Source organism: Hymenobacter artigasi, assembly GCF_012275535.1.
Classification (GTDB): domain Bacteria; phylum Bacteroidota; class Bacteroidia; order Cytophagales; family Hymenobacteraceae; genus Hymenobacter; species Hymenobacter artigasi.
In genome coordinates this window covers 100,732-125,191 of sequence record NZ_JAAVTK010000007.1, presented here as the reverse complement: position 1 = coordinate 125,191, position 24,460 = coordinate 100,732, and the positions used below count along the sequence as shown (strand labels likewise).

The window sequence follows — 24,460 nt, the reverse complement described above, 5'->3', positions numbered from 1 at the left end:
CGTTGTTAATTCATACCTAGAACCACGGATATTAGCTGTGGCTGGCCGTAGCATTCGGAATCAGAATGAAGTAGTCGTAGCCTAGCAACAAGGCAACCAGCATCTGGTCCGTCAGTTTCAGCTTGTCGTTCAGCAGGGCCCGACGGGCCGGGCGCAGGTCGAATACCTGCCAGGCAGGGCCGGTGGTGATGTCGGCAAATGGCTTCAGGTAGGTTTCTTTCGAAATATCGAAAGGCACGACGTTTTTGCTGGGGTCGTCGGGGTTGAAGCCTCCCACTTGGGTGCCCTGCCGGCCCATCACCAGCAGGTGCAGCGAGCGGGCATCCTGCACGTCGGCCAAGTTCTGGGCCAGATTGCCCACGTCGGTAATGCCCGCCCAGGGACTGAGCATGCGCGCCATGTGGCTGGCCCCGAACTTGAACAGCAGCCTGGGCAGCGGCTGGCCGGGCTGTGGGGCCAGCGGGCGCAAGGCCTCCAACAGGTTGCGCTTCATCAGGTTCACCCGGGCCTGATGGCTGTCTAAACCCTTTACCTGGTCTTTGTAGATAAGGTAGCTCAGCAAATACTCCTGCACCATGCGGCGGACTTCCGGACTTTCGGATTTCGTTATCGCCACCAAGCTATCGAGCGCTGATTGGTGTTGGATTACCATGCTATATGCGTGGCCACCACTACGCGATTGTTCATTGTCGTGCTGCTGATAAACGACGCGGCGTTGCTGCAGGTAGATACGAGTAGTCTTGCTTCTTACTTGGTTCGCTAGTTGCTCGAAGAAGCGGCCCGGCGTGAAAACGCCCACTTGTTCGATGCCAATAATCTGAGCCTTTTGCGCCCGCAATTGCTGGGCTAGCTCATACTCTTCTTCCCAACTGAAAAATGACAGCGCGCCCGGGCTGGCCTTTAGATAGGCCGTGGGCGGACCAGGTGTGGCAGTTAGGCGAGTTAGGGCACCGGCTTGATAACGGTCAATTTCGGTGATGAAAGCGGCCGGTTGCAGCTCGCGGGCTACTGCTTGGGTAAACTGCGGAATCTGGGCCATCCCGTGGTCCTCTCCTACCAGCACAAACTGGCTTTTGGCAATACTGGCTTGCAGCCGTTCCCAGCCAGTACCGCTTAGCTGCGCTTTAGCCGCCGTAAGGGGGTAAACGTTTGCCCGCAGCAAGCGGGTCATCGTAGTATCCTGCGCCCGGGCCGGTTGCGCAAGTAGACTGCATAGGCAGGCAATGGTAATTATGGACTTCAGCATGTTTGTAAGAAGGTAGAGTGTTCTTGTAGGTTGCCTAGGTGAAAAGAATACCAGCCAACCAGCCGCCAATTACGCACAAAAAAGGCCCGCTCTCATCGAGCGGGCCTTTTCACTTAGCGCTTGCCGCTGGGGCAATCTACTTGCGCTTCATCGGAGCCTTCTTGGCAGGTGCTTTCTTCGGCACCACTTTGTTGGCGCGGGTCGGTACGGGCTTGCCGGTGGCCTTGATTTCCTGGATGGTGGGCGCAGCGCCATACTTCACTTCGGCGGCATTGGTTTCGCCGGTGAGGTAGGGGTCGAAGTCAACCCGACGGTTCAGCGCCTGGCCAGCAGCCGTAGCGTTGTCAGCAATCGGCTTGGTTTCGCCATAGCCACGGGCCTCAATGCGGTCGGCGGGGATGCCTTTGCTCAGCATGTAGGCACGGGCAGCGTTGGCACGCTCGTAGCTCAGGCCCAGGTTGAAGTTATCAGCGCCTTTGCTGTCGGTATGGCCGGCAATGCTGAGGCTGTAGTCCGGGTAGTCGTTCATGATTTGCACCATTTGCTGCAATTTCGGGTACGACGAAGGCTTAAGGGTGGCCTTGTTGAAGTCGAAGTTGATGTATTTGGTGGCCTCGTTCAGGATTTTCTTGGCTTCAGCCTTAATCTCGGGGCAGCCTTTGTTGCTGGCGGGGCCGGCACGGTCGGGGCAGCGGTCCTGGTAGTCGGGCACACCGTCACCGTCACGGTCAAGCGGGCAGCCATTGGCATCCACGCTCACACCAGCTGGCGTGTTGGGGCACTTATCGTTCTGGTCGATTACGCCGTCGTTATCGGCATCGGGGCAGCCTTTTAGCTCAGCTTTGCCGGGGGTATCGGGGCAAGCGTCGTCGGCATCGGTCACGCCGTCGCCGTCACGGTCGGGGCAACCCTGCAGGGCGGCTACGCCTTTCACGTCGGGGCACTTATCCTGGTAGTCGGGCACGCCGTCGCCGTCTTTGTCGAGCGGGCAGCCGTTGGGGTCCACGGCTACGCCGGCCGGGGTGCCGGGGCATTTGTCCTTCTTGTCCGAAACGCCGTCTTTGTCCTCGTCCTGCATTTTGCCCAGCGCCACCGTAATGCCGGCCTGGTGCAACAGGAACCGGTCATACAGCTTGTCGCTGGGGCTGCTCAGGTTGTCTACGCGCTCGGTGAAGGGGTAGTGCTGGCTGGTAGTCAGGTCCAGATACACCGCATCGCTCAAACGAAAGCGCAGGCCAGCCAGGCCAAATACTTCGGGCCGACGAATCTGCGTAACCCCAAAGCCTTTGCCGGAAACCTGACCCGAGCTGTTGGCCAGGAACATGCCGGCACCGCCCATCAGATAAGGCTGAATGAAAGCGTCTTCTTTCAGAATCTTACCGTTGTTGAGCTTGAGCTTCAGGCCCAGGTCCACCATGCCGATACGGGCCTCAAAGTTGGAGCCTTTCGTCAGCTCGCTGCTGAACTTGTAGGTCTCGTAATAACCCAGCACAGCCACGTCGAACGAAGGCGACAGGTAGCGCGTGATGGTTCCGCCGCCGCCCACCGACAGGTCGTTGCCGGAGCGGTTCCAGAAGTCGGAACCCATATTGCCGCTGTACTGCAGCAAACCGATGTTTGCACTCAGCGCCGTTTTGCGGTCGGCGGTTTGGGCCTGAGCACGCGGAGCTGCCATGCCAAGCACGACTGCTCCCAGGGCGAGGCCACGTAGGAGATTAGGTTTTGAGACCATAAATTTTAGGTTTGGAGATAGATGCATTATCCGCCGCGAGCCAGTCGGCCCATCGTTGCTTCAGATGTGCTGCTATACCACTTTCAGCTAAAAAAGTTGCTATCCTAACCCTGCAAGTCCCAATTATAAAAATATAAATACTTTATAAATCAGGCACTTGTCAAACCAAATGTTTGGCTTTCTCCAGCCATCAAAAGTTCCATTCACTTAAATAAAGCCATTTTATAGCCACCCAGCCGACAGTTTCTCACATAAAAAAGCCGCCTGTTTTCACAGGCGGCTTTCCCAAAAATACCAAGCAAATTCCAACTTTAGAACCGGCCAAAATTCAGCCCCAGAATCAGCACAATACCCACAACCATCAGTATCAGGTAGGTTTCCACGGCTCCGGTCTGCACGTAGCGCAGCAGCTGGCCGCCGCCGTTCACAGCGCGGCCAAAAACCCCCACCACAGGATTGATAACGCCGTTTTCCACAAATTTGTACAACCCCGTCGACAGTGCCATTACGGGCCGCGTGAACAGGTTATTATACAGCTCGTCGATGTAGTATTTGTGGTACACCAGGCTCTCGGGGGCCGAGCGCTGGGCCTCGTCTTCGGCGGGGCGCTGGGCGCGGGCCACATACATCACATAAGCCAGGATGATGCCCAGCAACCCAGCCCCTACCGACAGGCCCATCAGCATGTATTCAGTGCCCTTGTCCAACTCGGCCGAGAAAACCTCGGGCATCAGGCGCTGCGAGTAGGTGAAAATCGGAGCCAGGTACTCGGCCAAGTAGTGGTGACCGCCCGTGAACATGGGCGCACCCATGAAGCCGCCCACAGCTGCCAGAATGGCCAGCACGATGAGCGGAAAGGTCATCGAAGCGGGCGATTCGTGCAGGTGGTGCTTCTGCTCCGCAGTACCCCGGAACTCACCGAAGAAAGCTAGGAACAACAGGCGGAACATGTAAAAAGCCGTGAGAAAAGCCGTGAGCAAGCCCATGGCCCACAGCACTTTATTGTGCTCGAAGGCATGTGCCAGGATTTCATCTTTGGAGAAGAATCCCGAGAACGGCGGGATGCCCGAAATAGCCAGGCAACCGATTAGGAAGGTCAGGAAGGTAATGGGCAGCGCCTTGCGCAGGCCGCCCATGCGGCGCAGGTCCTGCTCGTTGCTCATGGCATGAATGACTGAGCCGGCCCCGAGGAACATCAGCGCCTTAAAAAAGGCGTGGGTGAGCACGTGAAACAGGGCCGTAGAGTAGCCCATCACGCCCAGCGCCAGGAACATATAGCCCAGCTGCGAAACGGTGGAGTAAGCCAGTACCTTCTTGATATCGTTCTGGGCCAGGCCAATGGTGGCGGCAAACAGCGCCGTGGCCGCGCCCACAATGGCCACTACCTGCAGCGTATCGGGCGAGAGCGTGAACAGCACATTGGCCCGCAGCACCATGTAGATGCCGGCCGTAACCATGGTTGCAGCGTGGATAAGGGCCGAAACCGGCGTGGGGCCGGCCATGGCATCAGGTAGCCAGGTATAGAGCGGCAACTGCGCCGATTTGCCCATCGCGCCCACAAATAGCAGCAGCGTGATGGCCGTGCAGATGCCCACGCCGTATGTCCCGAACTGGCCCAGCGAGGCTTTCTGGAACACCTCGGCGTATTGTACCGAGTTGAAGGTGAGGTAAATCAGGAAGATGCCGAGCAGAAAGCCCAGGTCACCAATGCGGTTGATGATGAAGGCTTTTTTAGCAGCGTTGTTGTAGGCCGTGTTCTTGTTCCAGAAGCCGATGAGCAGGTAGGAGCACAAGCCCACGCCTTCCCAGCCAATGAAGAGGATAACGAAGTTGGCCCCCATCACCAGCAGCAGCATGCTGAAAATGAACAGGTTCAGGAAGCTGAAAAACTTACCCACGTTCTCGTCGTGGTGCATGTAGCCGATGCTGTAGACGTGAATCAGGAAGCCCACCCCCGTCACCAGCAGCAGCATTATCAGGCTGAGCTGGTCAATCTGGTACTGGAAGGGAATCTGCAGCGAGCCCACCGAAATCCAGTCGAACAGCTGCACCGTGTACTGGTACTGGAAATTCAGGAACAGCACCAGCGAAATCAGGAACGAGCCCAGCACGGTGGCACTGCCAATGAGGCCGGCCACGGTGCCGGACAGCTTCCGGTTCAGCAGCCCATTCAGCAGAAACCCCAGGAAGGGCAGCAGCGGAATGAGAACGTAGAGCAACGTGGGGTAAGGCGCGTTGGCGCCGGGGAGAACGGTTTCCATTGGTAAATGAGTAACTGAGTAGCTGAGTAAATGAGTGCGGGCATGAGCAAATCGGAGTAGCGGCTGGTAGCCACTTACTCAGTTACTCACTTGCTCATTTACCATTTTAGCCTACTCAGCAGGTTGACGTCGGTGGTCTGGAAGTTGCGGTAAATCATGACGATGATGCCCAGGCCTACCGAAACCTCGGCGGCGGCCACGGCCATGATAAAGAACACGAAAATCTGGCCGTTGGGGTCGGAGCGGTAGGCCGAGAAAGCCGTCAGCAGGATGTTCACGGCGTTGAGCATCAGCTCGACACACATGAAGATGATGATGGCATTGCGCCGCACCAGCACGCCCGTGACCCCGATGGCAAACAGGGCCGAGGCGAAAAAGACGTAGTACTGAAGCGGAACGGTCCGAATGACTTCGGGGATGGTTTGGGAAACGGTTGGGTCCATACAGGAAGAGCCGGCAAATAGGCAACGTGCAGCCGGCCGGCCGGCAAAGGTACCCTGAAAAACGAAAAAACAGGGGTTGAATTTGCAGGCAGTACACTATTCGGAGTGTCATGCGGAACTTGCCGAAGCATCACTACCGCAGAAGGATACCCAGCAATCGAATTGCTGGGGCGACAAAGTCGCTCCGGTAAGCCCGGCATGGGGTGCTATTGAAACTATTGTGCCGAAAAAACTTAAAGTAATTTCGGCAGGTCAGCGTCTGTTTGTTCAGAATGACAACCATGGCACTTTCGCTCCCCTCTCCCCTCCTGCCGATGTCGGCCTCGCAGCAAGACCGCCAGATTGCCGAAGCCGTGCGGCAGCAGCGGCCCCGGCTGCTGCAGTTCATCCGGCGGCGCATTCCGGATGAGGCCGAGGCCGAAGACCTCCTGCAGGACGTTTTCGCCGAGCTGGTGGAAAGCTACCGGCTGCTCAAACCCGTGGAACAGGCGGCGGCCTGGCTCTTCCGGGTGGCCCGCAACCGCATCACCGACCTCTACCGCCGCAAGCGGCCGGTGAGCCTGGAGGCAGCCTTTGGCGCCGCCGAAGCCAGCGACGACGGCGAAGGCCTGCTGCTGGCCGACCTGCTGCCCGCCCCCGACGACTCGCCCGAAAACCGCCTGCTGCGCGAAACTCTCATGGAAGCCCTCAGCGATGCGCTGGCAGAGCTGCCGGTGGCTCAGCGCGAAGTATTTGTGTGGCACGAGCTGGAAGATAAGACCTTCCGCCAGATGGAGGAAGAAACCGGCGTGCCGCTCAAAACCCTGATTTCGCGCAAGCACTACGCCGTGCTGCACCTGCGCAAGCGCTTGCAAAAGCTCTACACTGAATTATTCACCGACTAAAGGTGAACTGGTGAAGTGGTGAAACAGTGGTCTTGATGTTCTGCCAACCTCGTTGGCCGCATCAAATCCTAGTCTATCTAACCCCCTCGCCACCTCACCCTTTCACTATATCACCTATCATGGACCGTAAATTCTGGCTGCTGCGCGGCCTTCGTTTCTTTTTCTTTGCGGCGCTTTTTGTTGCCGTAGTCGGGTTTGCCACGCAGGCCCTCTGGAACTGGCTGATGCCGGCGCTGTTCCGCCTGCCGGCCATCACGCTGGGCCAAACCTACGGGCTGCTCCTGCTGAGCCGTATCCTGTTTGGTGGTTTCCGGGGCGGGCAGCCCGGCGGCTGGGCCCGCAAGCGCCGCGAGTGGAAGCAGCGCATGGCCGGCCGCATGGAGCACCTCAGCCCCGAAGCCCGCGAGAAATTCCGCCAGCAGATGCAAAGCCGCTGCGGCATGGCTTCCTGGGGCCGCCGCCCCGAAACGGCCGCCGAAACCCCGGCGCAGCAGCCGGCCTAGCGGCTGGTAAGGTTCGGCCCAATCCATAAACGACGTTAGCAGCGCGGCCCTTTTCGGGGGTCGCGCTTTTTTATTTCGATTTTATTTAGATATTTGTCTAATCATTGAAACACCCTGTATGAATGCTCTTTTCAAAGCCCTGAACGACCCCACGCGGCGCGCCATTCTGGAGCGGCTGCGCGGCGGGCCGGCCACCGCCGGGGCTATTGCCGAGCAGTTCCAGTTCTCGGCCCCCACCATCAGCCACCATCTCGACCTGCTGCGCCAGGCCGACCTCGTGACCAGCCAGAAGCAAGGCCAGTTCGTGGTATACACCCTCAATATGACCGTATTAGACGAGCTGCTAGGCTGGCTTTATCAATTCAAGTCCTAACCTTTTCACCGCTCTTTTTGCCCTACTCATGAAGAAAAACATACTCGTCTGGCAACTGCTGACGCTGGTGGCCATGCTGGCCCCGTCGCTGTACCTGCTTTTTGTGTGGCCGCAGCTGCCGGCCCAAGTGCCAACGCACTTCGACAGCGCCGGGCAGCCCAACGACTACATCGGGCGCGACCACATGTGGCTGCTCATGCTAGGGGCCCCGCTGGCGGTGGCTTTCTTTTTCACCGTGCTGCCCTATCTCGACCCCAAGCGCCGGCTCGACAGTAGCAGCATAAATTTCCAGAAGCTGCGCCTTGCAATGGTGGCCATGCTGGGAGGGCTGTTAGCCTACGGCATGTATATAGGGATGCACCCCGGCACCACAGGCCGGGGGATAACAGTGCTGCTGGGCCTGTTCCTGGCCTTTATGGGCAACTATTTAACCACGGTACAGCCCAATTACTTCGTAGGCATCCGCACGCCCTGGACGTTGGAAAGCCCTACCGTGTGGGCCCGTACGCACCGCATAGGAGGCATGGTCTTTTGCCTGGTGGGGGTCCTGCTTGTAGGGCTGGCATTGGTAGTACCGGCCCGGCAGATGAATATTGTACTCGTGGGGCTGATACTGCTCACAACGGCATTCTGCTATGGTTACTCCTACTTCGTTTTCCGGCAGGAGGAGCAACGGCGCAACGTGGCCTGAATTGCCTATCACGACAATAATTCTATGTTAACTAATTATATAACAATAAGTTATTTTCAATACAAAACCTCCACACTAATAGTGCGGAGGTTTTTTTATGGATGCTGAGCCGGTGCCCTAACAAGTAATTGCGCTTATCCCAGAATAAAAGCGAATATATTATCATGAACACTTGCAACATGCTATGATTTTATTGTACGTTTGTACTCTGCAATAAATAATATCATTAGTGCAATTCGTCATGAAGTTCGGCCTTACTTCCATCGTTGCTGCCGTCGGCTTTTTGTTGGCCGCCATGCCCAGCCAGGCACAATATGCTTACACCAAACCGGGTGAAAAGATGGAAGAAGCAGCCGGCACCGACCCGGAAGAAGGCGCTAAAACCGTCACTACCAAAGTTATTCATGGCGTAATACAGGGCAAAACCGGTGTGCTGCCTGGAGCTACGGTTTGGCTACACGGCAGCCGTACCATTGTGGTAACCAACTCGGAAGGTGAATTCGAGCTGCGCGTGCCCAGCAACACGAAAGAAGTGGAGCTGACCTGCGGCTACGGGGGCCTGCGCGAAGAAGTAGTGCGGCTGGGGGCCGTGCAGGCACTGGGCTCGGTGTACCTGCTGCGCGATAAAGGCCCGGCTACCAAATAATTCCTTCCCGCCCACTTTCCTCCTGCTACTAGCTACCACACCTCTTTTCTGCAACCTCAATTGCTAAACCCTGGCCTACGAGGCCAGGGTTTTTCTATTTGATACTCCGAAAGAAAGCAAGGTGCGGGCACAAGCCCGGCCGGAGATGCAGAACTGCTCTTTCGCAAGCTTTGCAGGGACTGGCACAATAGGTTACGGCTCATTATTAAGGAAAATTACTCGACGGTCCTGGCGTGGGTTAGGCAATGGCGAGGTGCAAAACGTAGCATCCCTATACCATTCTTACAATACACTCTGCGAGGAGTACAAATGCGTTCACTAGTTCATTGCGTTGGCAAATCCAGTCATTCACCGGCGGATTGAGACAGTTGGGCGAGGCGGGTCATTATCCCATAAATGCAATGCGACATTTGTATCATTCAAAAACATCTGATACTCATCACCGCCATGCGCTTCTCCTTCTCTGTACTCGCCGCCGCCGTTTTCGCCTGTGTTATCAACCTGGCTGATTTTACGGCGCAGGCCCAACGTGGCTTTACCAGCACTGCTCTTGCCCTGGCGACTGATACCGACGGCGGGACCACGGGCACTAAGCCGGAGAAGATGGTGCTCATGGGCAAAATCACCAATCCGGCCGGCCCGCTGCCCGGCGCCGTGGTTATCCTGACGGCCTCCAAGCAAATGGCCGTGACTAACGCCGACGGTGAGTTCGAATTTGAAGTGCCAGCCAACGCCGGAGCCCTCGATGCCGTGGTGACCTACGCCGGCTACGCCGATGAAAAAATGACCCTGAATGCCTCGGCCGACGAGTCAACGGTGAGCCTGACCAATGCCCGCGTAATCGTGGTATCGCGCAAGCAGCAACTCAAGCGCTACCTCAAAACGGCCCACAAGCAAGTGAAGCGCGACCTGCGCCAGGTGCGCAAATAAGCGCGCAGCGGCTGTGTCCAGACACAAAAAAATCCCCGGCCAGAGTGACCGGGGATTTTTTTGTGCGCCTGTGCTTCCAGCGCTACAGGTCTTTGGTGTTGTCGTCGAGCTGCCGGTCCATTAGCAGGTGGTAGGGGTCGATGGCGACGGAGGCGGGCTTTTTGCTCACCACGTAGCGCAGCTGGTTGTCGCCGGGGCGCAGGCGGCGCTTTTGGAGCAGCAGCGGGGCCACGGGCTGTTTATCCTTGCCCATTTCGGGGAAAATGGCCACGGGCAGGGCGTCGCGGGTTTGGTCGGCGGGCCGCTGGGTGCCCAGGCTGTCGGCGTAGAACTTGGCCGATTTCACGGTGAAATCGACCTGGTAGCGGCCATCGGGCAGCTTTTTGCTGGTGGCGGCCGTCACGCGGTTGTCGTAGAGCGTGATGCGCTCGAACTGGTCGGTGAGGTAGGACTGGAGCGAATCGGGGGCGGCGCGGCGCAGGTAGCCGATGAACTCCGTGGAGTTGGTGTAGGGCGGCTGCTGGTAGGCCACGGCGGCCACGTACTTCTTGAGGGCGGCATTCAGGGTGGCCTCGCCGAGGTAGTCCTGCAGGCCGTACATCACCACCGAGCCCTTGGCGTAGTGGATGTACTGCTGGTTTTCGACCAGCGCCAGCGGCACTTCCTTCTTCTGCTCGAAAGCGCGGCCAGTGAGGTAGCGGTTCATATCGAACTTGAGGAAGCGCTGCATGGTGGCCGGGCCATTGTGCGCCCGCAGCACCATCAGGGCCGAATACTCGGCCATGGCTTCGGCCAGAAGCGTGCTGCCCTGTACGTTGCCGCCAATTACCTGGTGCGCCCACCACTGGTGCCCTACTTCGTGGGCCGTCACGTAATAGGGGTAGTTCAGGTCTTCGGGGTCTTTGTCGTTCACGTTGGCAATAAAGCCGATGGCCTCGGAGAAGGGCACCGTGTTGGCAAAGCTCTGGGCGAAGGACTGGTAGCGGGGAAACTCCAGAATGCGCAGCTGACGGTGCTGGTAGGGCGAGAAGTTTTTGGAGCAATACGCCAGGGCATCCCGCGCGCCCTCGGCCATGCGCTTGAGGTTGTACTCGTGGCCCGGCTGGTAGTAGATGGTGATGGGAATGGTGCGCTGCCCGGCCGTATCAACCCACTGGCTCTTATACTCTTTGTAGCGCGCCGAGAGGAAGGTGTAGAAGTTGAGCATGGGCCGGTCCATCACGTAGGTGAAGTAGCGGCGGCCGTCTTTCACCCACTCCTTTTGCAGGTAGCCGGGGGCAATGGCGGTCTGGTCGGCCTCGGTGCTCACGGTGGTGCGGAAGCGAATCCAGTCGGCATCCTGGCTGATGTAGGTATTCTGGCGGGCCTGCAGGTCGTTCACGGGGGCCATGCGGGGCTTGGGTTTCAGGCCGTAGTTTTTGCGGTCCTGGTCGCCGCTTAGCTCGGCACCCTCGCGGTAGCCCAGGCCGGGCAGGTAGTTGCTGCTGATGAAGGTGCCGTTGTACACGATGTCGGTATTCGAGCCCGTGCTGGGGAAGCCGCGCTCCTGGTACAGAATATCCATGCCGAGGGCTAGCGAGTCGCCGGGGGCCAGCGGCCGGGCCAGGCGGTAGAGGCGTACGCCGTAGGTGGTGTCGTTCAGGGCCAGGGTGGCCTGGCCGGGCTGGCCCAACGTGATGGAATGCACGCGCGGGTTTTGCTCCACGGGAATACTCACGATAACGGTATCGAGGGCGCGGGCGTGCTTGTTCACCAGCGTAAACTGGCCTTGGAACCGCACGGCGCGGGTGCTGGGGAAAATCTCCGTGTTCATATCCACGGCCGTGATGCGGGGCTGGGCCACGTCTTTGAGGCGGCGGTACTGCTTCTCGTAGGCTACCTGGCGCTTCTCGCCTTCCTTGGGCGTCATGTATTTGTTCAACACATTGGTGTTGTAGAAGATGTAGCCGCCTGCATCCAGGCTGATGAGCAGGCCCAGGGCAAGGGCGGTGCTGCTGCCGGCACTCCAGCGGCGGCGGGCTTCGCGCAGGCGGCCGGTGGTATCGGTGCCGCGCGTCCAGAGCAGGCTGGCCAGCAGCACCAACAGCAGCGCCACGCCAAACCACAGCAGCTTGGTCCACCAGAAGGCCGGCAGGAAATGGGCGTAGCCGTTCATGTCGGAATACTGGCCGGGCGTGGGGCCACCGCCGTAGCCCAGCAGCCGGTGGCCAAAACCAATCTGGCTCCGGAAAATATTGGCCACGTAGTACATCACCATCACCGCGAAGCCCAGGTACTTGTTGTTCACCACCACCTGCGTCACCATGCTCAGCACGCACAGCAGCAGCAGGAACGGCAGCTCATACAGAAACAGCGCCTGCAAATACTGGCCGATTTCGTAGTGGAAATACCCTTTGAAAGTCTGAATCAGCAGGCCACACACCATCACCACGGCCAGCAGCACCACCTGCACCAGCCCCAGCGCGGCCAGCTTGCTCAGGAAAGGCACCCAGCTGGGTACGGGCACGGCATCGGTAATCTGGGCCACACCGGCCTCGCGCTCGCGCCACACCAGCTCGCCACTGTAGAAGATGATGATGGCCAGAAAGAACAGGAAAAACGAGCCGGTGATGGCTTGCAGCACCTCGTAGGTGACGGGATAAGTAGCGGTATCGAAGGTGCGGCCGACCTGCGACGAGGTGGCCAGCAGCAGGATAACGCCCGCGCCCGCAATGGCCAGAAAGTAGCGGCTGCGCACAATGCCGCGAAACTCCAGCTTGGTCAGGCTCCACCACTGGCGCAGGCTCATGGCCCCGCTGAATACCTGGGCCACGCGCGGCAGGCGCAGGCCGCCGGGTTGGGCGGCGGGAGCCACTTCGGCCGCCAGGGCATCGGCGGCGGCTACGCGGCGGCTCTTTTTATCGGGCTTATCCGAGGCGAAAGCCGAGAACCGGAACCGGGCGTAGCACAAGCCCAGCAGACCCAAGCCAACCGCCAGCCACACAGCGCGGTTCAGCAGCACGTAGCTGGAGAGCGGGAGCAACAGGGAGTTTTTTTCGGCCGAAGTCCAGTAGCGGGTCGTGAATTCGATGGCCGATATGCCGAAGGCATCCAGGGCCGCTACCAGGTGCTCGTTCTTGAGGTCCTGCAGGTAGGCCGTGGCCACCAGGTATACCACCAGCAGCAGCACTGAGCCGATATATGTGCTCAGAATATTACGCGAAAGCGTGGCTCCCGTGAAGAAAATAGCGCCCGAAAACAGCAGGTTGGGCAGCACCAACACGAGGTAGGGCCACACATACGTACCGGCCGGGGCCACCGCCAGAAACCGCTCGGCCGCCACCCAGGGCATCATACCGGCCACCGCCGCGCCCAGCCCGATACCGCTGAATACCAGCACCGAAATCAGGTAAGAGCCAAAAAAACGCCCGCCCAAATAGCCAAACTTGCTGATGGGCGTGGTGTAAAACAGCGAATGCGTGCGGTACTCAAAGTCGCGGTACACGGGGTTGCCCATCAGCGAGGAGGCGATGATGACGCCGAAAACGCTGAGCACCGCCGTGATAATGTTGAGCGAGAACGGAGCGTTGATTTTCACCGTCTGGCCGTCACCACCAAGGGCCACTTTCACGCCCGTACCGAAGCCGCCGCCGGCTGCCGTCACCAGCAGAAAAGCCATGGCAAACAGCAGCAGAAAATAAATCCAGGTGGCGGGCCGCTTGAGGCGGTACTTGAGTTCAAAAAGAAGTATTGGAAGGAACATGTCATTAATTAAAAATTATGAGTTAAAAATTAAAAATGAGATGGGCACAAACTGCTCACAATAAGCTCATTAGGCCATGACGGGGCCATTTTTAATTTTTAATTCATAATTTTTAATTTCCGAAAAATACACGTCCTCCAAGTCCGGATTCACGGCCTCAAACCCGCTGTCGGGCGCGGAATCGGCCAGGATGTGCACCACGGTTTTGCCCGCAAAAAGGCGCGAGCTGATAACCTGCTGGCTGGCTTGCAGCGCCGGCAGCTCGGTTTTCTCGATAAGCTTGCGCCAGATGCGCCCTTTCAGGTTGCCCATCACCGAAACCGGGTCGCCGGTGAGCAGCACTTCGCCCTTGTTGATGATGGCCATGTGGCGGCACAGGTCGGCTACATCGCTCACAATGTGGGTGCTGAGAATCACCACTAGGTTTTCGCCAATCTCCGAAAGCAGGTTATGAAAGCGGTTGCGCTCGGCAGGGTCGAGGCCGGCGGTGGGCTCATCTACAATGATAAGGCGCGGGTTGCCCAGCAGCGCCTGGGCAATGCCGAAGCGCTGCTTCATGCCGCCAGAGTAGCCGCCCACGTGCTTTTTGCGCACGTCATACAGGTTGGTCTGGTGGAGCAGGGCGGCCACCATCTCCTTGCGCTCGCGGCCGTTGGCAATGCCTTTGAGGGTAGCGAAATGGTCGAGCAGTTCCTCGGCGCTCACGCTGGGATACACGCCGAATTCCTGCGGCAAATAGCCCAACACGCGGCGCACGGCCTCCTTGTCGCGCAGCACGTCAATGTCATCGAGCATGATGGAGCCGGTGTCGGCATCCTGCAGCGTGGCAATGGTCCGCATCAGGCTGGACTTGCCCGCGCCGTTGGGGCCCAGCAGACCAAACATCCCGTTGGGGATGTCGAGCGTGACGTTTTTGAGGGCCTGCGTGCCGTTGGGGTATGTTTTGGAAAGATTGGTAATCGTAAGGGCCATGCTTTTTTGCAGAATATGAAGGATGTAAACCGGAAGGTACTGTGCGCTCCAGGAATCGCCAGAGGTGGCGATTCATTACAGGGAGTTGACCAAAGAGATGCACGGCCCGGCGAGGGGGTTGCCTGAAGGGTAATAAAAGGCCTTGCTAAGACCTCTGCTCTTTCGGAGTTGCACTCCGAAAGCTGCCTTGGTGGGGAGTTATACTCCCCGTTGATGCCAGCAACGATTTACAAAGCGGAGTATAACTCCGCCACAGCGCGGCTTTCGGAGTGCAACTCCGAAAGAGCAACGTGCAACTCCGAAAGAGCAGCGATGCCATAGATTCAGCACCATCCCGCCCTACTGCCCGCCCTGCTTGCTGCCGCCGCCGCCCTTCACATCGTCGTTCGAGATGGACTTGCGCTGCTTGCCCTGCTGGGCCTGGCCGAAGCGGTAGTTGAAGCTGAGGCGGAATGAGCGTTGATAGGAGTAGTTGCGGTTGGTTTCGCTGAAAGTAGGCGTGTCGGTGGTGTTGCGGTAGAGCCAGTAGTCGTTGAAGGGGGCGGCGATATTCAGCACCACGTCGGCTTTGTCCTTAAGGAAGGTCTTTTTGACCCCCATCTGGTAGTAGAGGTTGGCCGCGCCCTGGCCCTGCAAGTCGGGCGAGGGCAGCGAAGCATACACGTACCCCTGCAGCATGAAGTTTTTGGGCAGCTTATAGGAGGAATTCAGGTTGAGGCCCGCCGTGAAGCCGCGCCGCTCGATGCCCAGTGTGGGGCTACGGCGCACGATGTACTGAACATCCGGCCCGCCGCTGATGTCCCAGCCCTTGGCCGGCTTGGCCGAGCCGTAGAAGTTCAGCTGGTAAAAGGCGTTGGAGGCCACGTTGGCGAAGGTCTGGCGGGTCACGCCGCTGGCATCAGGCCCCAGGCGAATCGACTCGATAGCGTTGCCCGTGCGGCGCATAGAGGCCGCGATGTTGAGCGAGCCGGCCTTGCCGTTGGTGTTGAAGCTCAGCTCGTAGGAATCGGTCAGCTCAGGACTCAGGGCGGGGTTGCCGTACACGAGGTTCTTCGGGTCGGAGCGGTCCACGAAGGGGTTGAGGTAGTCGATGTAGGGCCGGGTAATGCGGCGGCTGTAGGCGGCCCGCACGCTGTTGTTGTCGCTGAAGGCGTACTGCGCGTTGCCGTTGGGCAGCAGCGAGAGGTAGCTGCGCACGAAGCTGGTATCGTTGGTGCGGAAATCGGCCGACAGGGCGGTGCGCTCCAGCCGGCTGCCCAGGCTCACGCTCAGCTTCTTGCTCAGCTTATTGGTGTAGGTAGCGTAGCCGGCCTGCACGTTCTGGGCGTAGCTGAAGTCGGTGGAGCGGCCGGGCAGGCGCACAAAATCCTCAGTCACGCCCCGGGTCAGGCCGTCGACGTTGGCCACCGAGCCGGTATTGCGAAAAATGGCTTTCAGGCCGGTTTCCAGGGTTTGCTTGTCGCCAAAGGGCTGCACCAAATCGGTCTGCAGCGTCACTTCGCTGCCTGGCGTGCGGCCCCGGCTGCGTTCGCGGTAGTTGGCGCGGCCCACTTCCAGGTTGGTCGTGGAGTTCAGGTACTGGTCGAAATCGTAGCCGAAGGTGCCGCTGTTGTTGGCGTACTGGCCCAGCACACTCCACTCCTTGCGGGGCAGGGCGAAGGTTTTGGTGTAGGTGCCGGTCAGCTCGCCATTCAGGCCGCTGAACTTGCTGTTGGTGGCGCGGGTGAAGAGCTGATTGTCCTGCGGGCGGGCGGGCGACACAAAGTCGTTCAGCATGTTGTTGTAGTCGTGGCCGGCGTATCGGTTCACCGAGGCGGCCAGCGACAGGCTCTGGTGCTCGCTCAGGTCGTAGTCGAGGCCCACTGAGCCGTACATCCACTGGCCGCTGTAGTTGCCCACGCCCTGCTGGGTCAGGGTCGAGTTGTCCGTCTTGCCGAAGCGGGTGCGCTCCGACCGGTTCGGCCCGTACCAGCCGCCCGTGCCGCCGGAGGACGTGAAGCCCAGCTTCTTGGTCTTGAAGTTCAGCGAGCCGTTCACACCCGAGTTGCGGCTGCCCCCACTCGCCCCAATGCGGCCGTTCAGGCCCTGCTCCACCCCTTTCTTCAGCACAATGTTGATGATGCCGGCAGTGCCTTCGCCGTCGTACTTGGCCGGCGGCGTGGTGATGATTTCGACCGATTGAATCTGCTCGGCGGGAATGCCTTTCAGGGCTTCGGCCAGGTTGCTGGCCAGCGTGGGCGAGGGCTTGTTGTTCACCAGCACCTTGAAGTTGCTGGAGCCACGCATTTTCACGTTGCCGTCGCCGTCCACGGCCAGTAGCGGGGCTTTGCGCAGCACGTCGGCGGCGGTGCCGCCGGCGTTGGTGGCGTCCTGGTCGGCGTTGTACACGATGCGGTCGGGCCGGATTTCCACCACCGGCTTCTGGCCGATGATGACGGCTTCGGCCAGTGCCGTGCCAGCCACGGGCAACCGGAACGTGCCCGCGTCGGTAGCGCCGGCGGTAATGGTCACGGCCCGCGTCTGGGTGCCATAGCCCACGTAGCTCACCCGCAGGCGAAACGGGCCGGGCGCTAGTTTGGTGAGCGAAAACTTGCCGGCATCGTCGGCGGCCACACCGGTGATGGGTTTGTCGTTGGGCGCGGGCGGCAGTAGCACCACCGTGGCGTAGGGCACGGGCTCTTTCTTAAGCGAATCGAGCACGGTGCCGGTGAGCGAGCCAGTGGCCGCCACCGCCGGAGTAGCGGCAGCAGCAGGCGTTTGGGCGGCGGCGGGGCGGGCCAGCAGCAGGGCCGCCAGAAATGCGCCCAGCGCACGGAGGGTAGCAGTTTTCATCAGCAGGGAAAAGGAAAGGGGATTCGAAAAAAAGATGAAAGGATGAGCAACCAGGTTGCCTGCGACCGCCGGAATAATTGCCGGCGGCGCCTCGACTATCATAGCCGAAGGCCAAACGTTACAGCGAGCCATGTTATTTTTCAATTGCCAGCGGCCGGCTCATACGTCATCCGGCTGTTGCTGGGCCCCTTGATGTCGACGTCGACCTCGGCGCGCTCGCGGCCCAGGTTGCGCACCAGCACGGCCGCCCCCGCCCCAAAGCGGAGCTGCGCCGACTGGCCCGGCTCCAGGCGGCCGCGCTCCACGGCCGCGCTCCGGTCATCGGCCCGCTCCAGAAACAGCACGGCTACCCGGCCCGAGTTGCGGGCGCTTACCCGGAATGGGCCCACCTGGTCGCCGCCCAGCACGAACTGTTTGCCGGCATCTATCAGCAGGTGCGAGTGGATGCCGCTGGGCAGGAATACCGCTGCGGTGGCGCAGCAGGCCGTGGCCAGCAGCAGGGCGAGAAAGAAGGTGCGCATGACATTGGGGGTTTGGTGAAACAATGACCCAAAGGTCCTGCCCTGCCCTATGGCCGGCGCTCCAAACCATTATCTGGCCCGTCCCAACTTATGATTTGGGCCGCATCACCTCGCTGGGAGCCTGGCCCAGCAGCTTCTTAAACACGCGGTTAAACGTTGATTTTGAGTTGAATCCACTCTCCAGCGCCACCCCCACCAGCGAGTAGTGCGCGAAGCGGCCATCAGCCAGCTTGCGGCGGGCTTCCTGCACCCGGTAGGTGTTCACGAAGTCGTTGAAGTTCTGCCCGCAGCCCGCGTTGATGACTTTGGAAAGCAGCGCCGGGTGGGTGCGCAGGCGGTGGGCCAGCTCGGTGAGGGTGAGCTCGGGCTCCAGCCAGGGCTGCTCGTCGGCCATCAGGCGTAGCAGCTTCTCGCGCCAAGGGTGCAGCTCCGGGGCCAACTCGGCAGGGGCCGGCGGCGCATCGGCAAGCAGCCCGGCACCACCTGCCGACGGCGCCGTGGTGGCGCCACTGGCCGCCGGGGTGGTCGCTCCTGCCACTATCGAAGCTTCGGGGGCAGCTGGGGCGGCCGCCGGGGCGGCAGCGGGCACGTCCGCAACTGCTGGCGCTACCGGCACCCCGGCAGTGGGCAGTAGCGCGGCGGCTTCGTCGGCCGTTGCGCTCCCGGCCCCGAAGCGCAGCGAGGTGGTAGCGGCGGCGTAGTTAGCCTGAATGCCCACCACAATCAGCCCATAAATGAGCACCCCGCGCAGGGCGAAGAAATACCAGGCCGCGTCGTAGCTGAAATCGAACACCTGGTTCAGCGTCGTAAATAAGAGACTGAGCACCAGCACCAGTGCTTGCAGGGCCAGCAGCTGCCGCAGGCCGGCAAAGCGCAGCCGCTCGGGGTCCGAGAAGTTGTCGTTGAGGTAGCGGCGGTAGCGGCGGTAGTCGGCCAGCACGCGCAGGCCATACACCAGCAGCAGCGCCGAGCTGAGCAGGGCAGCGGGCAGGGCCGTTTCGTCGAGCGCAGTGGCCCCGGGGCCTTTGGTACCGAAGAAATCGGGCAGCGGCCGGCCGCGCAGGCCGTGGTACCAGAGCAGGTCGTAGGCCGCCACGGCGGCGAAAGCGCCCCACTCCAGCAGGCCCGGCAGCAGGTGCTTCAGGGCGGGCCGCCAGCGAAAATCCTGGTTGGTGAGGCTGCGGAAATAGAGGTAGTACGCCCCGCCCAGCAGCATATTGGCCCGCCAGGGTACGTAGAACATCACGGTGGAGTGGCCGTCGTGGCTATCAAACCAGCCGGCGTAGCCCAGCATCCACTGGCTCACGCTGAGGGTGGGCACCAATAGCAGCAGCGCCAGCAGGGCATCGGCGGGGCTGCCGCGCCGCCACGCCCGCGCCAGCAGCCAGCACGTGGCCACCGCGCCCGGCACCACAAAGGGCAGCAGCAACGAGCTATGCAGACCAAATTGGAATAACATGGCGACGAAAATACGGCTGAGCGACAGGCAACGGCCCGCTGATTCCAGCCCGGTTCCAGGTAATCCGTTTTGCGGCGGCTATTGTTCGCCGTCGGCGCATTTTCATTGGGCCGTTGCGCCGCTGTATATTCGGCTGTTTCAACTGCTTTTCCGCCTCTATCATGCAGCACCTGCACCGTACTCCGCTCGACCAGCTTTTCGTCATCGACATCGAAACCGTGCCCTGCGTGGATTGCCACGACAGCCTCGACGAGATGCTGCGGCAGCTTTGGGAGCACAAGAGCGAGAGCCTGCGCCGCCAACAGGGTTACACCGGCCGCCCGCAGGCCGCCGAGCCCTTTCCCGAGCACCTCACCGCCGCCAGCCTGTTTGAGCAGGCCGGGATTTACGCCGAGTTTGGCAAAGTGGTGTGCGTGTCGGTGGGTTATTTTGTGGTTGATAAGGAAGAGGAAATCGTGCGCTTCCGCGTGAAAAGCTATGCCGACCACGATGAAAAGCAACTGCTGCGCGACTTCGCCGGCCTGCTGGCCAACAAGCCCAAATTCCTGCTCTGCGCCCACAACGGCAAGGAGTTCGACTTCCCTTATCTCGGCCGCCGCCTGCTGGTGAATGGCCTGCCCCTGCCGCCGCAGCTGGACATGGCCGGCAAGAAGCCCTGGGAAATCCCCCACCACGACACGATGGAGCTCTGGAAATTCGGCGACCGCAAGTCCTACACCTCGCTGAACCTGCTGGCCGCCCTCTTCGGCATTCCCACGCCCAAAGACGACATTACCGGAGCCGACGTGGCGAGAGTGTACTGGGAGGACAACGACCTGGCCCGCATTGCCCACTACTGCCAGAAGGACATCATCACGACGGCCCGCATTCTGCAAAAATTCCGGGGCGAGGCCCCCGTGCGCGACGAGCACATTGTGTATGCCGACGCCACGCCCGTGCCCATGCGCCGGGTGGTGTAGTGGCGGGTTCCATCCGACACCTGCTTAGCTTTGAGTCGGCTGAGATGCTCTGATGAGCGTTTCAGCCGACTCTTTTTTAACTTTATAGCAACCCATGCGCCCTACCCTTTTCCTGGCAACCCTGGCTGCGGCCGCCGCCCTTGGCCTACCCGCCCACGCCCAAACGACCACGCCCAATGCCGGCAACGCCTTCGTGCGCGACAGCCTGGCCAGCTACGTGCAGCGCGGCCTCAAACTGTGGAACATTCCCGGCCTGGCCGTGACGGTGGTGAAGGATGGGCAGGTAGTGGTGTCGCAGGGTTTTGGCGTGAAGGCCGTGGGCAAGCCCGAGCCTGTAGATGGCAACACGCTCTTCCTCATTGCCTCCAATTCCAAGCTCTTCACCGGCACCGCTATTTCGCAATTGGTCGAGGAAAAGAAGCTGAAGCTCGACGACCCGGTGCGCCAGTACCTGCCCGATTTCCGGCTCTACGACTCCGTCAGCACGCGCCTCGTCACCATCCGCGATGTGCTGGGGCACCGCATGGGCACCAAGACGTTTCAGGGCGATTTCACCTTCTGGGACTCCAACCTGAGCCGGGCCGAAATCCTGCAAAAAGTGCGCTACCTGAAGCCTGTGGGGCTGTTTCGGCAGCAGTACGGCTATAGCAACTACGGCTTCCTCACAGCCGGCGAAATCATTCCCGTGGCCACCGGCGGCACCACCTGGCAGGACTTCGTGCAGCAGCGCCTGCTCACCCCGCTGGGTATGAACAATACGTACCCCAGCACGGCCGGGGCCAGCCAGCGGGCCAACGTGGCGCTGCCCTACACCACGGCGTTTGGTGCGCTCACGCGAGTGCCGTTCGATGAGGTCGATAACTTCGGGCCGGCCGCCAGCCTGGTTTCCAACGTGAATGACTTGGGCCACTGGCTGCGCTTCCAGCTCGACAGCGGCCAGTACAACGGCCAGCGCATCATGCCCTGGGCCACGCTGCGCCGCACCCGCGAAGGCAACACGCTGGTGAGCGCCAGTAAGTCGCCCATCTTCCCCAGCCACTTCCGCACCTACGGCCTGGGCGTGTATTCGGCCGACTATAACGCCCGCCAGATTTACTGGCACACCGGCGGGGCCAATGGCTTCGTAACCAACGTGTGCTTCGTGCCCGAGGAAAACCTGGGCCTCGCCGTACTCACCAACCAGGACAACCAGAGCTTCTTCGAGGCCCTGCGCTACCAGCTGCTCGATGCCTACCTGGGCGTGCCCTACGTGGACCGCAGCCGCCAGCTCTACGCCTTCGCTCAGAAAGGCAACGCCGAAACCGCCAAAAGCGTGGCCGAGCTGGCCGCCCGCGTGGCGAAGAAAAACAAGCCCGCCCGCAGCCTCAAAGACTACGCCGGCACCTACCAGCACCCGGTATATGGCACCATCACCGTCGAGCCCAAAGGCAAGCAGCTGCTCGTGCGTTTCTCGCATCACCCCGCCCTCACCACCACGCTGGACTATATGGACGGCGACACCTTCCGCAGCACCTTTTCCAACGCGGCTTACGGGATTTTCCCGGCTCCCTTCGCCGTGGAGAACGGGCAGGTGAAAACCCTGGAAATCCGGGTGAATGACGGGCTGGAGCAAGACCCGTACCTGTTCACGAAACAATAAGCAAGCCTTAAATTTGATTGAATAAATCCTGCGTTAATTCCTTTCCTTCCAAATTCATGCGTCTTTTTTATTCGTTTCTCGCGGCCGTTTTGCTGAGCTGCGGCAGCTGGCTTTCCGCCGCCGCACAGCAGCTCGACCCCAGCTTTGCGCCCAGCACGCTCACGGCCCCCGGCAGTGGGGTTTTCGCTTCCCTTAAGCAGCCCGATGGCAAGGTGCTCATCACCGGCCATTTTCAGCTGATGAACGGGCAGCCGTCGCCCCGGGTGGCCCGTCTCAATGCCGACGGCACCCCCGACCTCACGTTCCGGGCGCAGGCCGGCAGCGGCCCCAGTGCCAACATTACCGCGCTGGCGCTCCAGTCCGACGGAAAAATCCTGCTGGGGGGCGAGTATGGCGTAGTGGGCTACAATGGCACACCCGTGCAAAACCTCATCCGCCTCAATGCCGATGGCAGCCTCGACAGCTCGTTCAGCTCGGGTGGTACCGGGTGGCAGAGCAGCGTTTACAGCATTGCCGTGCAGGCCGATGGCAAGATTGTGGTAGGCGGCGTATTGCAGGCCACCTTCAACGGGCAGCCCACCAAGGGCGTGATTCGGCTGTTGCCCACCGGCCGGCTCGATACCAGCTTTGCCACCGGAGCCGGGTTCACCAACGGGGCGGGCGGCTACGGCGAAATCCGGCGCATTATCGCGCAGCCCGACGGCACCATTATGGTGGCCGGCCAGTTCGATGCCGTGGACGGGCAGCCCTGCCCCGGCGTGGCGCGCCTTAGCGCCACCGGCAGCCGCGATGCCTCATTCAACTCGCCGCTGGTCAGCTACGCGTTTGTATTCGATATGGTGCGGCAGCCCGACGGCAAGCTCGTGCTCGGGGGCAACACGGTGACCAGCTCGTCCAACGGGGCCAACCTGGTGGTGCGCCTGCTGCCCACCGGCGCGCTGGACCCCGCTTTTACCCGCGTGGCGGCCAGCGGAATAGTGCTCGGCCTCGGCCTCCGCGCCGATGGCAGCATCCTGGTAACGGGTTCTTTTAGCTCATTCGGCGGGCTCAACGGCACCGGCCTGCTACGGCTGAACCCAACCGGAACGGTTGATGCCGCTTTCGCGGCGGGCAGTCAGGGCAACTACGGGGCCGTGATGCGCGTGGTAGAGCTGAATAATGGCCAGTACCTCGCGGTTGGCTTTTTCGATAGCTTCGGCAGCCAGCCAAGCAGCGGCGTGGCGCGCCTGCTGGCCACTGGCAACGTCGATACCAGCTACACCATGTTGCTGGAAATGGTCGCCTCGGGGCTCGTCATTCCGCAAAACAACGGGCAGCTCGTGCTGAACTCCTACGGCCTCACCACCTTCAACGGCCAGGCGGTGAGCACTCAGGGCTACTACCACTTTCATCGGGTTAATGCCAATGGTACTTACAACGCCCTGATTGCCCTGCCGCCGGGCACTACCCGGCCCAATGGCTCCAGCTACTCATACACCGCATTTCCGCAGCCCGACGGCACCTTTTACACCGCTTACCAGCACACCGACAGCACCGCGCTGGTGCGCCGCGTGCTGGCCAATGGCACGTTCGACGCCGCTTTTGCCGCGGCCGAACTCCGCTGGAGCCGCCCGTACCCGTTTTACAGCCTTGGGGCAACCATTACCGCGCACCCCGGCGGTGGGGTGCTGGTGACCAGCCTCAGCACGACCGTCAATGGCCAGCCTCGCCGGACGCTGGCCCGCCTCAATGCCGATGGCACGCTCAATGCCCAGTTTGCGCCGCCCACCAACGCCGCGTGGCAGGTGCCCAATATGGGCGTGGGCAATACCGCCGGCTTCCGCTACCCCGTGGGCCTGGCCAACGGCCAGACGCTGGTGCTCTGGAACGATGCCACCCGCAGCTACGTGGACCGCTTCAACCTCGATGGCACCATCGACAACACCTTCTCGATTGGCACGGGCGGCGGCCTTGGCTCGCTGTTCAGCATCGTGGCCGTGGCCGGCGGCAAAATTATGGTGAATGGCAACTTCACCACCTTCAACGGGCAGGCCGCGCCCTACGGCCTGCTGCGCCTGCTGCCAAGCGGCGCACCCGACCCCGGCTTTACGGCCGCCAGCGCCGCCCACACGCTGGCCGAACAGCCCGATGGCAAGCTGCTCATCATGTCGCCCGGCACCACCTCGCAAACCGAGCGCCTGGTTCGCCTCACCACCACCGGCAGCTTCGATGCTGGTTTTCAGGCGGTAGTGGTGGGCAATGAGTCGTTTTCGCCCGCGGCGGCGGCCGTTTACCTCCAGCCCGGCACCAATGCCATTGTGCTCAGCGGCAACTTCACCAGCGTGGCCGGGCAGCCGCGCTACGGGCTGGCCCGCCTCGTGAACGTGGCCCTGGCCACGCGTGCCGCCACGGCAGTGCCGCTGGCCGAGGCCTTCCCCAACCCGGCCCACGACCAGCTCACCCTGCGCCTGCCCGCCGCGCCCACCGGCCCCGTACTACTGGCCGACCTGCAGGGCCGCACGGTGCGCCGCTGGGCGCTGGCGCAGGCCAATGGCACCGTACCGCTGGCGGGCCTGGCGCCGGGCCTGTACCTGTTGGGCATTGCCACCACGGCCGGCCAAAGCTGGCAGCGCATTGCCATTGAATAA

Annotated in this window: 18 protein-coding genes and 1 pseudogene; 9 read left to right on the top strand and 10 right to left on the bottom strand. The window is 60.9% G+C overall.

Annotated features, from left to right (window positions below; genetic code table 11):
* Positions 1 to 31: 31 nt before the first annotated feature.
* The 4 genes from HBN54_RS12860 to nuoK form a co-directional block, all read right to left on the bottom strand.
* Complete coding sequence (locus HBN54_RS12860) at positions 32 to 1,246, bottom strand: hypothetical protein (protein WP_168673618.1); 1,215 nt, start codon at positions 1,244 to 1,246, stop codon at positions 32 to 34.
* Positions 1,247 to 1,382: 136 nt separating this feature from the next.
* Positions 1,383 to 2,978, bottom strand: a complete 1,596-nt coding sequence (locus tag HBN54_RS24005; RefSeq protein ID WP_168673617.1) for an OmpA family protein — start codon at positions 2,976 to 2,978, stop codon at positions 1,383 to 1,385.
* A gap of 311 nt (positions 2,979 to 3,289) precedes the next feature.
* Positions 3,290 to 5,239, bottom strand: coding sequence for an NADH-quinone oxidoreductase subunit L (gene nuoL, locus HBN54_RS12850; protein ID WP_168673616.1), 1,950 nt, complete (start codon positions 5,237 to 5,239; stop codon positions 3,290 to 3,292).
* A 98-nt stretch (positions 5,240 to 5,337) separates the two neighbouring features.
* Entirely contained in the window at positions 5,338 to 5,682 is a 345-nt protein-coding gene (nuoK, locus tag HBN54_RS12845; protein WP_168673615.1) for an NADH-quinone oxidoreductase subunit NuoK, read from the bottom strand.
* A 281-nt stretch (positions 5,683 to 5,963) separates the two neighbouring features.
* Between nuoK and HBN54_RS12840 the strand changes: the two genes are divergently transcribed.
* The 6 genes from HBN54_RS12840 to HBN54_RS12815 all read left to right on the top strand — a co-directional run bounded on the left by HBN54_RS12840 (position 5,964) and on the right by HBN54_RS12815 (position 9,709).
* Positions 5,964 to 6,566, top strand: a complete 603-nt coding sequence (locus HBN54_RS12840) for an RNA polymerase sigma factor (RefSeq protein ID WP_235955519.1) — start codon at positions 5,964 to 5,966, stop codon at positions 6,564 to 6,566.
* 119 nt (positions 6,567 to 6,685) lie between these two features.
* A complete protein-coding gene (locus HBN54_RS12835) occupies positions 6,686 to 7,069 on the top strand; it encodes a hypothetical protein (RefSeq protein WP_168673614.1) in 384 nt (127 codons plus the stop codon).
* A gap of 118 nt (positions 7,070 to 7,187) precedes the next feature.
* A complete protein-coding gene (locus HBN54_RS12830; protein WP_168673613.1) occupies positions 7,188 to 7,442 on the top strand; it encodes an autorepressor SdpR family transcription factor in 255 nt (84 codons plus the stop codon).
* Between the two features lie 28 nt (positions 7,443 to 7,470).
* Positions 7,471 to 8,133 (top strand): SdpI family protein, encoded by a 663-nt coding sequence (locus HBN54_RS12825; RefSeq protein ID WP_168673612.1) that lies wholly within the window; start codon positions 7,471 to 7,473, stop codon positions 8,131 to 8,133.
* 241 nt (positions 8,134 to 8,374) lie between these two features.
* Entirely contained in the window at positions 8,375 to 8,779 is a 405-nt protein-coding gene (locus tag HBN54_RS12820) for a carboxypeptidase-like regulatory domain-containing protein (protein WP_168673611.1), read from the top strand.
* A gap of 447 nt (positions 8,780 to 9,226) precedes the next feature.
* Complete coding sequence (locus tag HBN54_RS12815) at positions 9,227 to 9,709, top strand: carboxypeptidase-like regulatory domain-containing protein (RefSeq protein ID WP_168673610.1); 483 nt, start codon at positions 9,227 to 9,229, stop codon at positions 9,707 to 9,709.
* Positions 9,710 to 9,791: 82 nt separating this feature from the next.
* Here HBN54_RS12815 and HBN54_RS12810 read toward each other — a convergent pair whose 3' ends face one another.
* The 6 genes and pseudogenes from HBN54_RS12810 to HBN54_RS12790 all read right to left on the bottom strand — a co-directional run bounded on the left by HBN54_RS12810 (position 9,792) and on the right by HBN54_RS12790 (position 19,235).
* Positions 9,792 to 13,451, bottom strand: a complete 3,660-nt coding sequence (locus HBN54_RS12810) for an ABC transporter permease/M1 family aminopeptidase (RefSeq protein WP_168673609.1) — start codon at positions 13,449 to 13,451, stop codon at positions 9,792 to 9,794.
* 69 nt (positions 13,452 to 13,520) lie between these two features.
* Entirely contained in the window at positions 13,521 to 14,423 is a 903-nt protein-coding gene (locus HBN54_RS12805) for an ABC transporter ATP-binding protein (RefSeq protein ID WP_168673608.1), read from the bottom strand.
* Positions 14,424 to 14,762: 339 nt separating this feature from the next.
* Positions 14,763 to 16,460: an outer membrane beta-barrel family protein gene (locus HBN54_RS12800; protein ID WP_394353995.1), complete on the bottom strand. Its 1,698-nt coding sequence runs from the start codon at positions 16,458 to 16,460 to the stop codon at positions 14,763 to 14,765.
* Positions 16,461 to 16,556: 96 nt separating this feature from the next.
* Positions 16,557 to 17,255, bottom strand: a pseudogene (locus HBN54_RS24135) (carboxypeptidase regulatory-like domain-containing protein); the annotation flags it as partial.
* A gap of 140 nt (positions 17,256 to 17,395) precedes the next feature.
* Complete coding sequence (locus tag HBN54_RS12795; protein WP_168673606.1) at positions 17,396 to 17,776, bottom strand: hypothetical protein; 381 nt, start codon at positions 17,774 to 17,776, stop codon at positions 17,396 to 17,398.
* 88 nt (positions 17,777 to 17,864) lie between these two features.
* The gene (locus HBN54_RS12790) at positions 17,865 to 19,235 is read right to left on the bottom strand and encodes a helix-turn-helix transcriptional regulator (RefSeq protein WP_168673605.1); all 1,371 of its coding nucleotides are present in this window, start codon (positions 19,233 to 19,235) and stop codon (positions 17,865 to 17,867) included.
* 161 nt (positions 19,236 to 19,396) lie between these two features.
* Here HBN54_RS12790 and HBN54_RS12785 point away from each other — a divergent pair, with 161 nt between their 5' ends.
* From HBN54_RS12785 to HBN54_RS12775, 3 genes are all read left to right on the top strand, one after another.
* Positions 19,397 to 20,194 (top strand): 3'-5' exonuclease, encoded by a 798-nt coding sequence (locus HBN54_RS12785; protein WP_168673604.1) that lies wholly within the window; start codon positions 19,397 to 19,399, stop codon positions 20,192 to 20,194.
* Between the two features lie 94 nt (positions 20,195 to 20,288).
* Entirely contained in the window at positions 20,289 to 21,833 is a 1,545-nt protein-coding gene (locus HBN54_RS12780; RefSeq protein ID WP_168673603.1) for a serine hydrolase, read from the top strand.
* A gap of 56 nt (positions 21,834 to 21,889) precedes the next feature.
* Positions 21,890 to 24,460 (top strand): T9SS type A sorting domain-containing protein, encoded by a 2,571-nt coding sequence (locus HBN54_RS12775; protein ID WP_168673602.1) that lies wholly within the window; start codon positions 21,890 to 21,892, stop codon positions 24,458 to 24,460.

Excerpts from the sequence above, each read along its gene's own strand:
- HBN54_RS12830 (WP_168673613.1), top strand. The coding sequence starts at position 7,188 with ATGAATGCTCTTTTCAAAGCCCTGAACGACCCCACGCGGCGCGCCATT.
- HBN54_RS12835 (WP_168673614.1), top strand. The coding sequence starts at position 6,686 with ATGGACCGTAAATTCTGGCTGCTGCGCGGCCTTCGTTTCTTTTTCTTT.
- HBN54_RS12780 (WP_168673603.1), top strand. The coding sequence starts at position 20,289 with ATGCGCCCTACCCTTTTCCTGGCAACCCTGGCTGCGGCCGCCGCCCTT.
- HBN54_RS12795 (WP_168673606.1), bottom strand. The coding sequence starts at position 17,776 with ATGCGCACCTTCTTTCTCGCCCTGCTGCTGGCCACGGCCTGCTGCGCC.
- HBN54_RS12785 (WP_168673604.1), top strand. The coding sequence starts at position 19,397 with ATGCAGCACCTGCACCGTACTCCGCTCGACCAGCTTTTCGTCATCGAC.
- HBN54_RS12820 (WP_168673611.1), top strand. The coding sequence starts at position 8,375 with ATGAAGTTCGGCCTTACTTCCATCGTTGCTGCCGTCGGCTTTTTGTTG.
- HBN54_RS12805 (WP_168673608.1), bottom strand. The coding sequence starts at position 14,423 with ATGGCCCTTACGATTACCAATCTTTCCAAAACATACCCCAACGGCACG.
- HBN54_RS12790 (WP_168673605.1), bottom strand. The coding sequence starts at position 19,235 with ATGTTATTCCAATTTGGTCTGCATAGCTCGTTGCTGCTGCCCTTTGTG.
- HBN54_RS12825 (WP_168673612.1), top strand. The coding sequence starts at position 7,471 with ATGAAGAAAAACATACTCGTCTGGCAACTGCTGACGCTGGTGGCCATG.
- nuoK (WP_168673615.1), bottom strand. The coding sequence starts at position 5,682 with ATGGACCCAACCGTTTCCCAAACCATCCCCGAAGTCATTCGGACCGTT.
- HBN54_RS12810 (WP_168673609.1), bottom strand. The coding sequence starts at position 13,451 with ATGTTCCTTCCAATACTTCTTTTTGAACTCAAGTACCGCCTCAAGCGG.
- HBN54_RS12775 (WP_168673602.1), top strand. The coding sequence starts at position 21,890 with ATGCGTCTTTTTTATTCGTTTCTCGCGGCCGTTTTGCTGAGCTGCGGC.
- HBN54_RS24005 (WP_168673617.1), bottom strand. The coding sequence starts at position 2,978 with ATGGTCTCAAAACCTAATCTCCTACGTGGCCTCGCCCTGGGAGCAGTC.
- HBN54_RS12860 (WP_168673618.1), bottom strand. The coding sequence starts at position 1,246 with ATGCTGAAGTCCATAATTACCATTGCCTGCCTATGCAGTCTACTTGCG.
- HBN54_RS12815 (WP_168673610.1), top strand. The coding sequence starts at position 9,227 with ATGCGCTTCTCCTTCTCTGTACTCGCCGCCGCCGTTTTCGCCTGTGTT.
- nuoL (WP_168673616.1), bottom strand. The coding sequence starts at position 5,239 with ATGGAAACCGTTCTCCCCGGCGCCAACGCGCCTTACCCCACGTTGCTC.
- HBN54_RS12840 (WP_235955519.1), top strand. The coding sequence starts at position 5,964 with ATGGCACTTTCGCTCCCCTCTCCCCTCCTGCCGATGTCGGCCTCGCAG.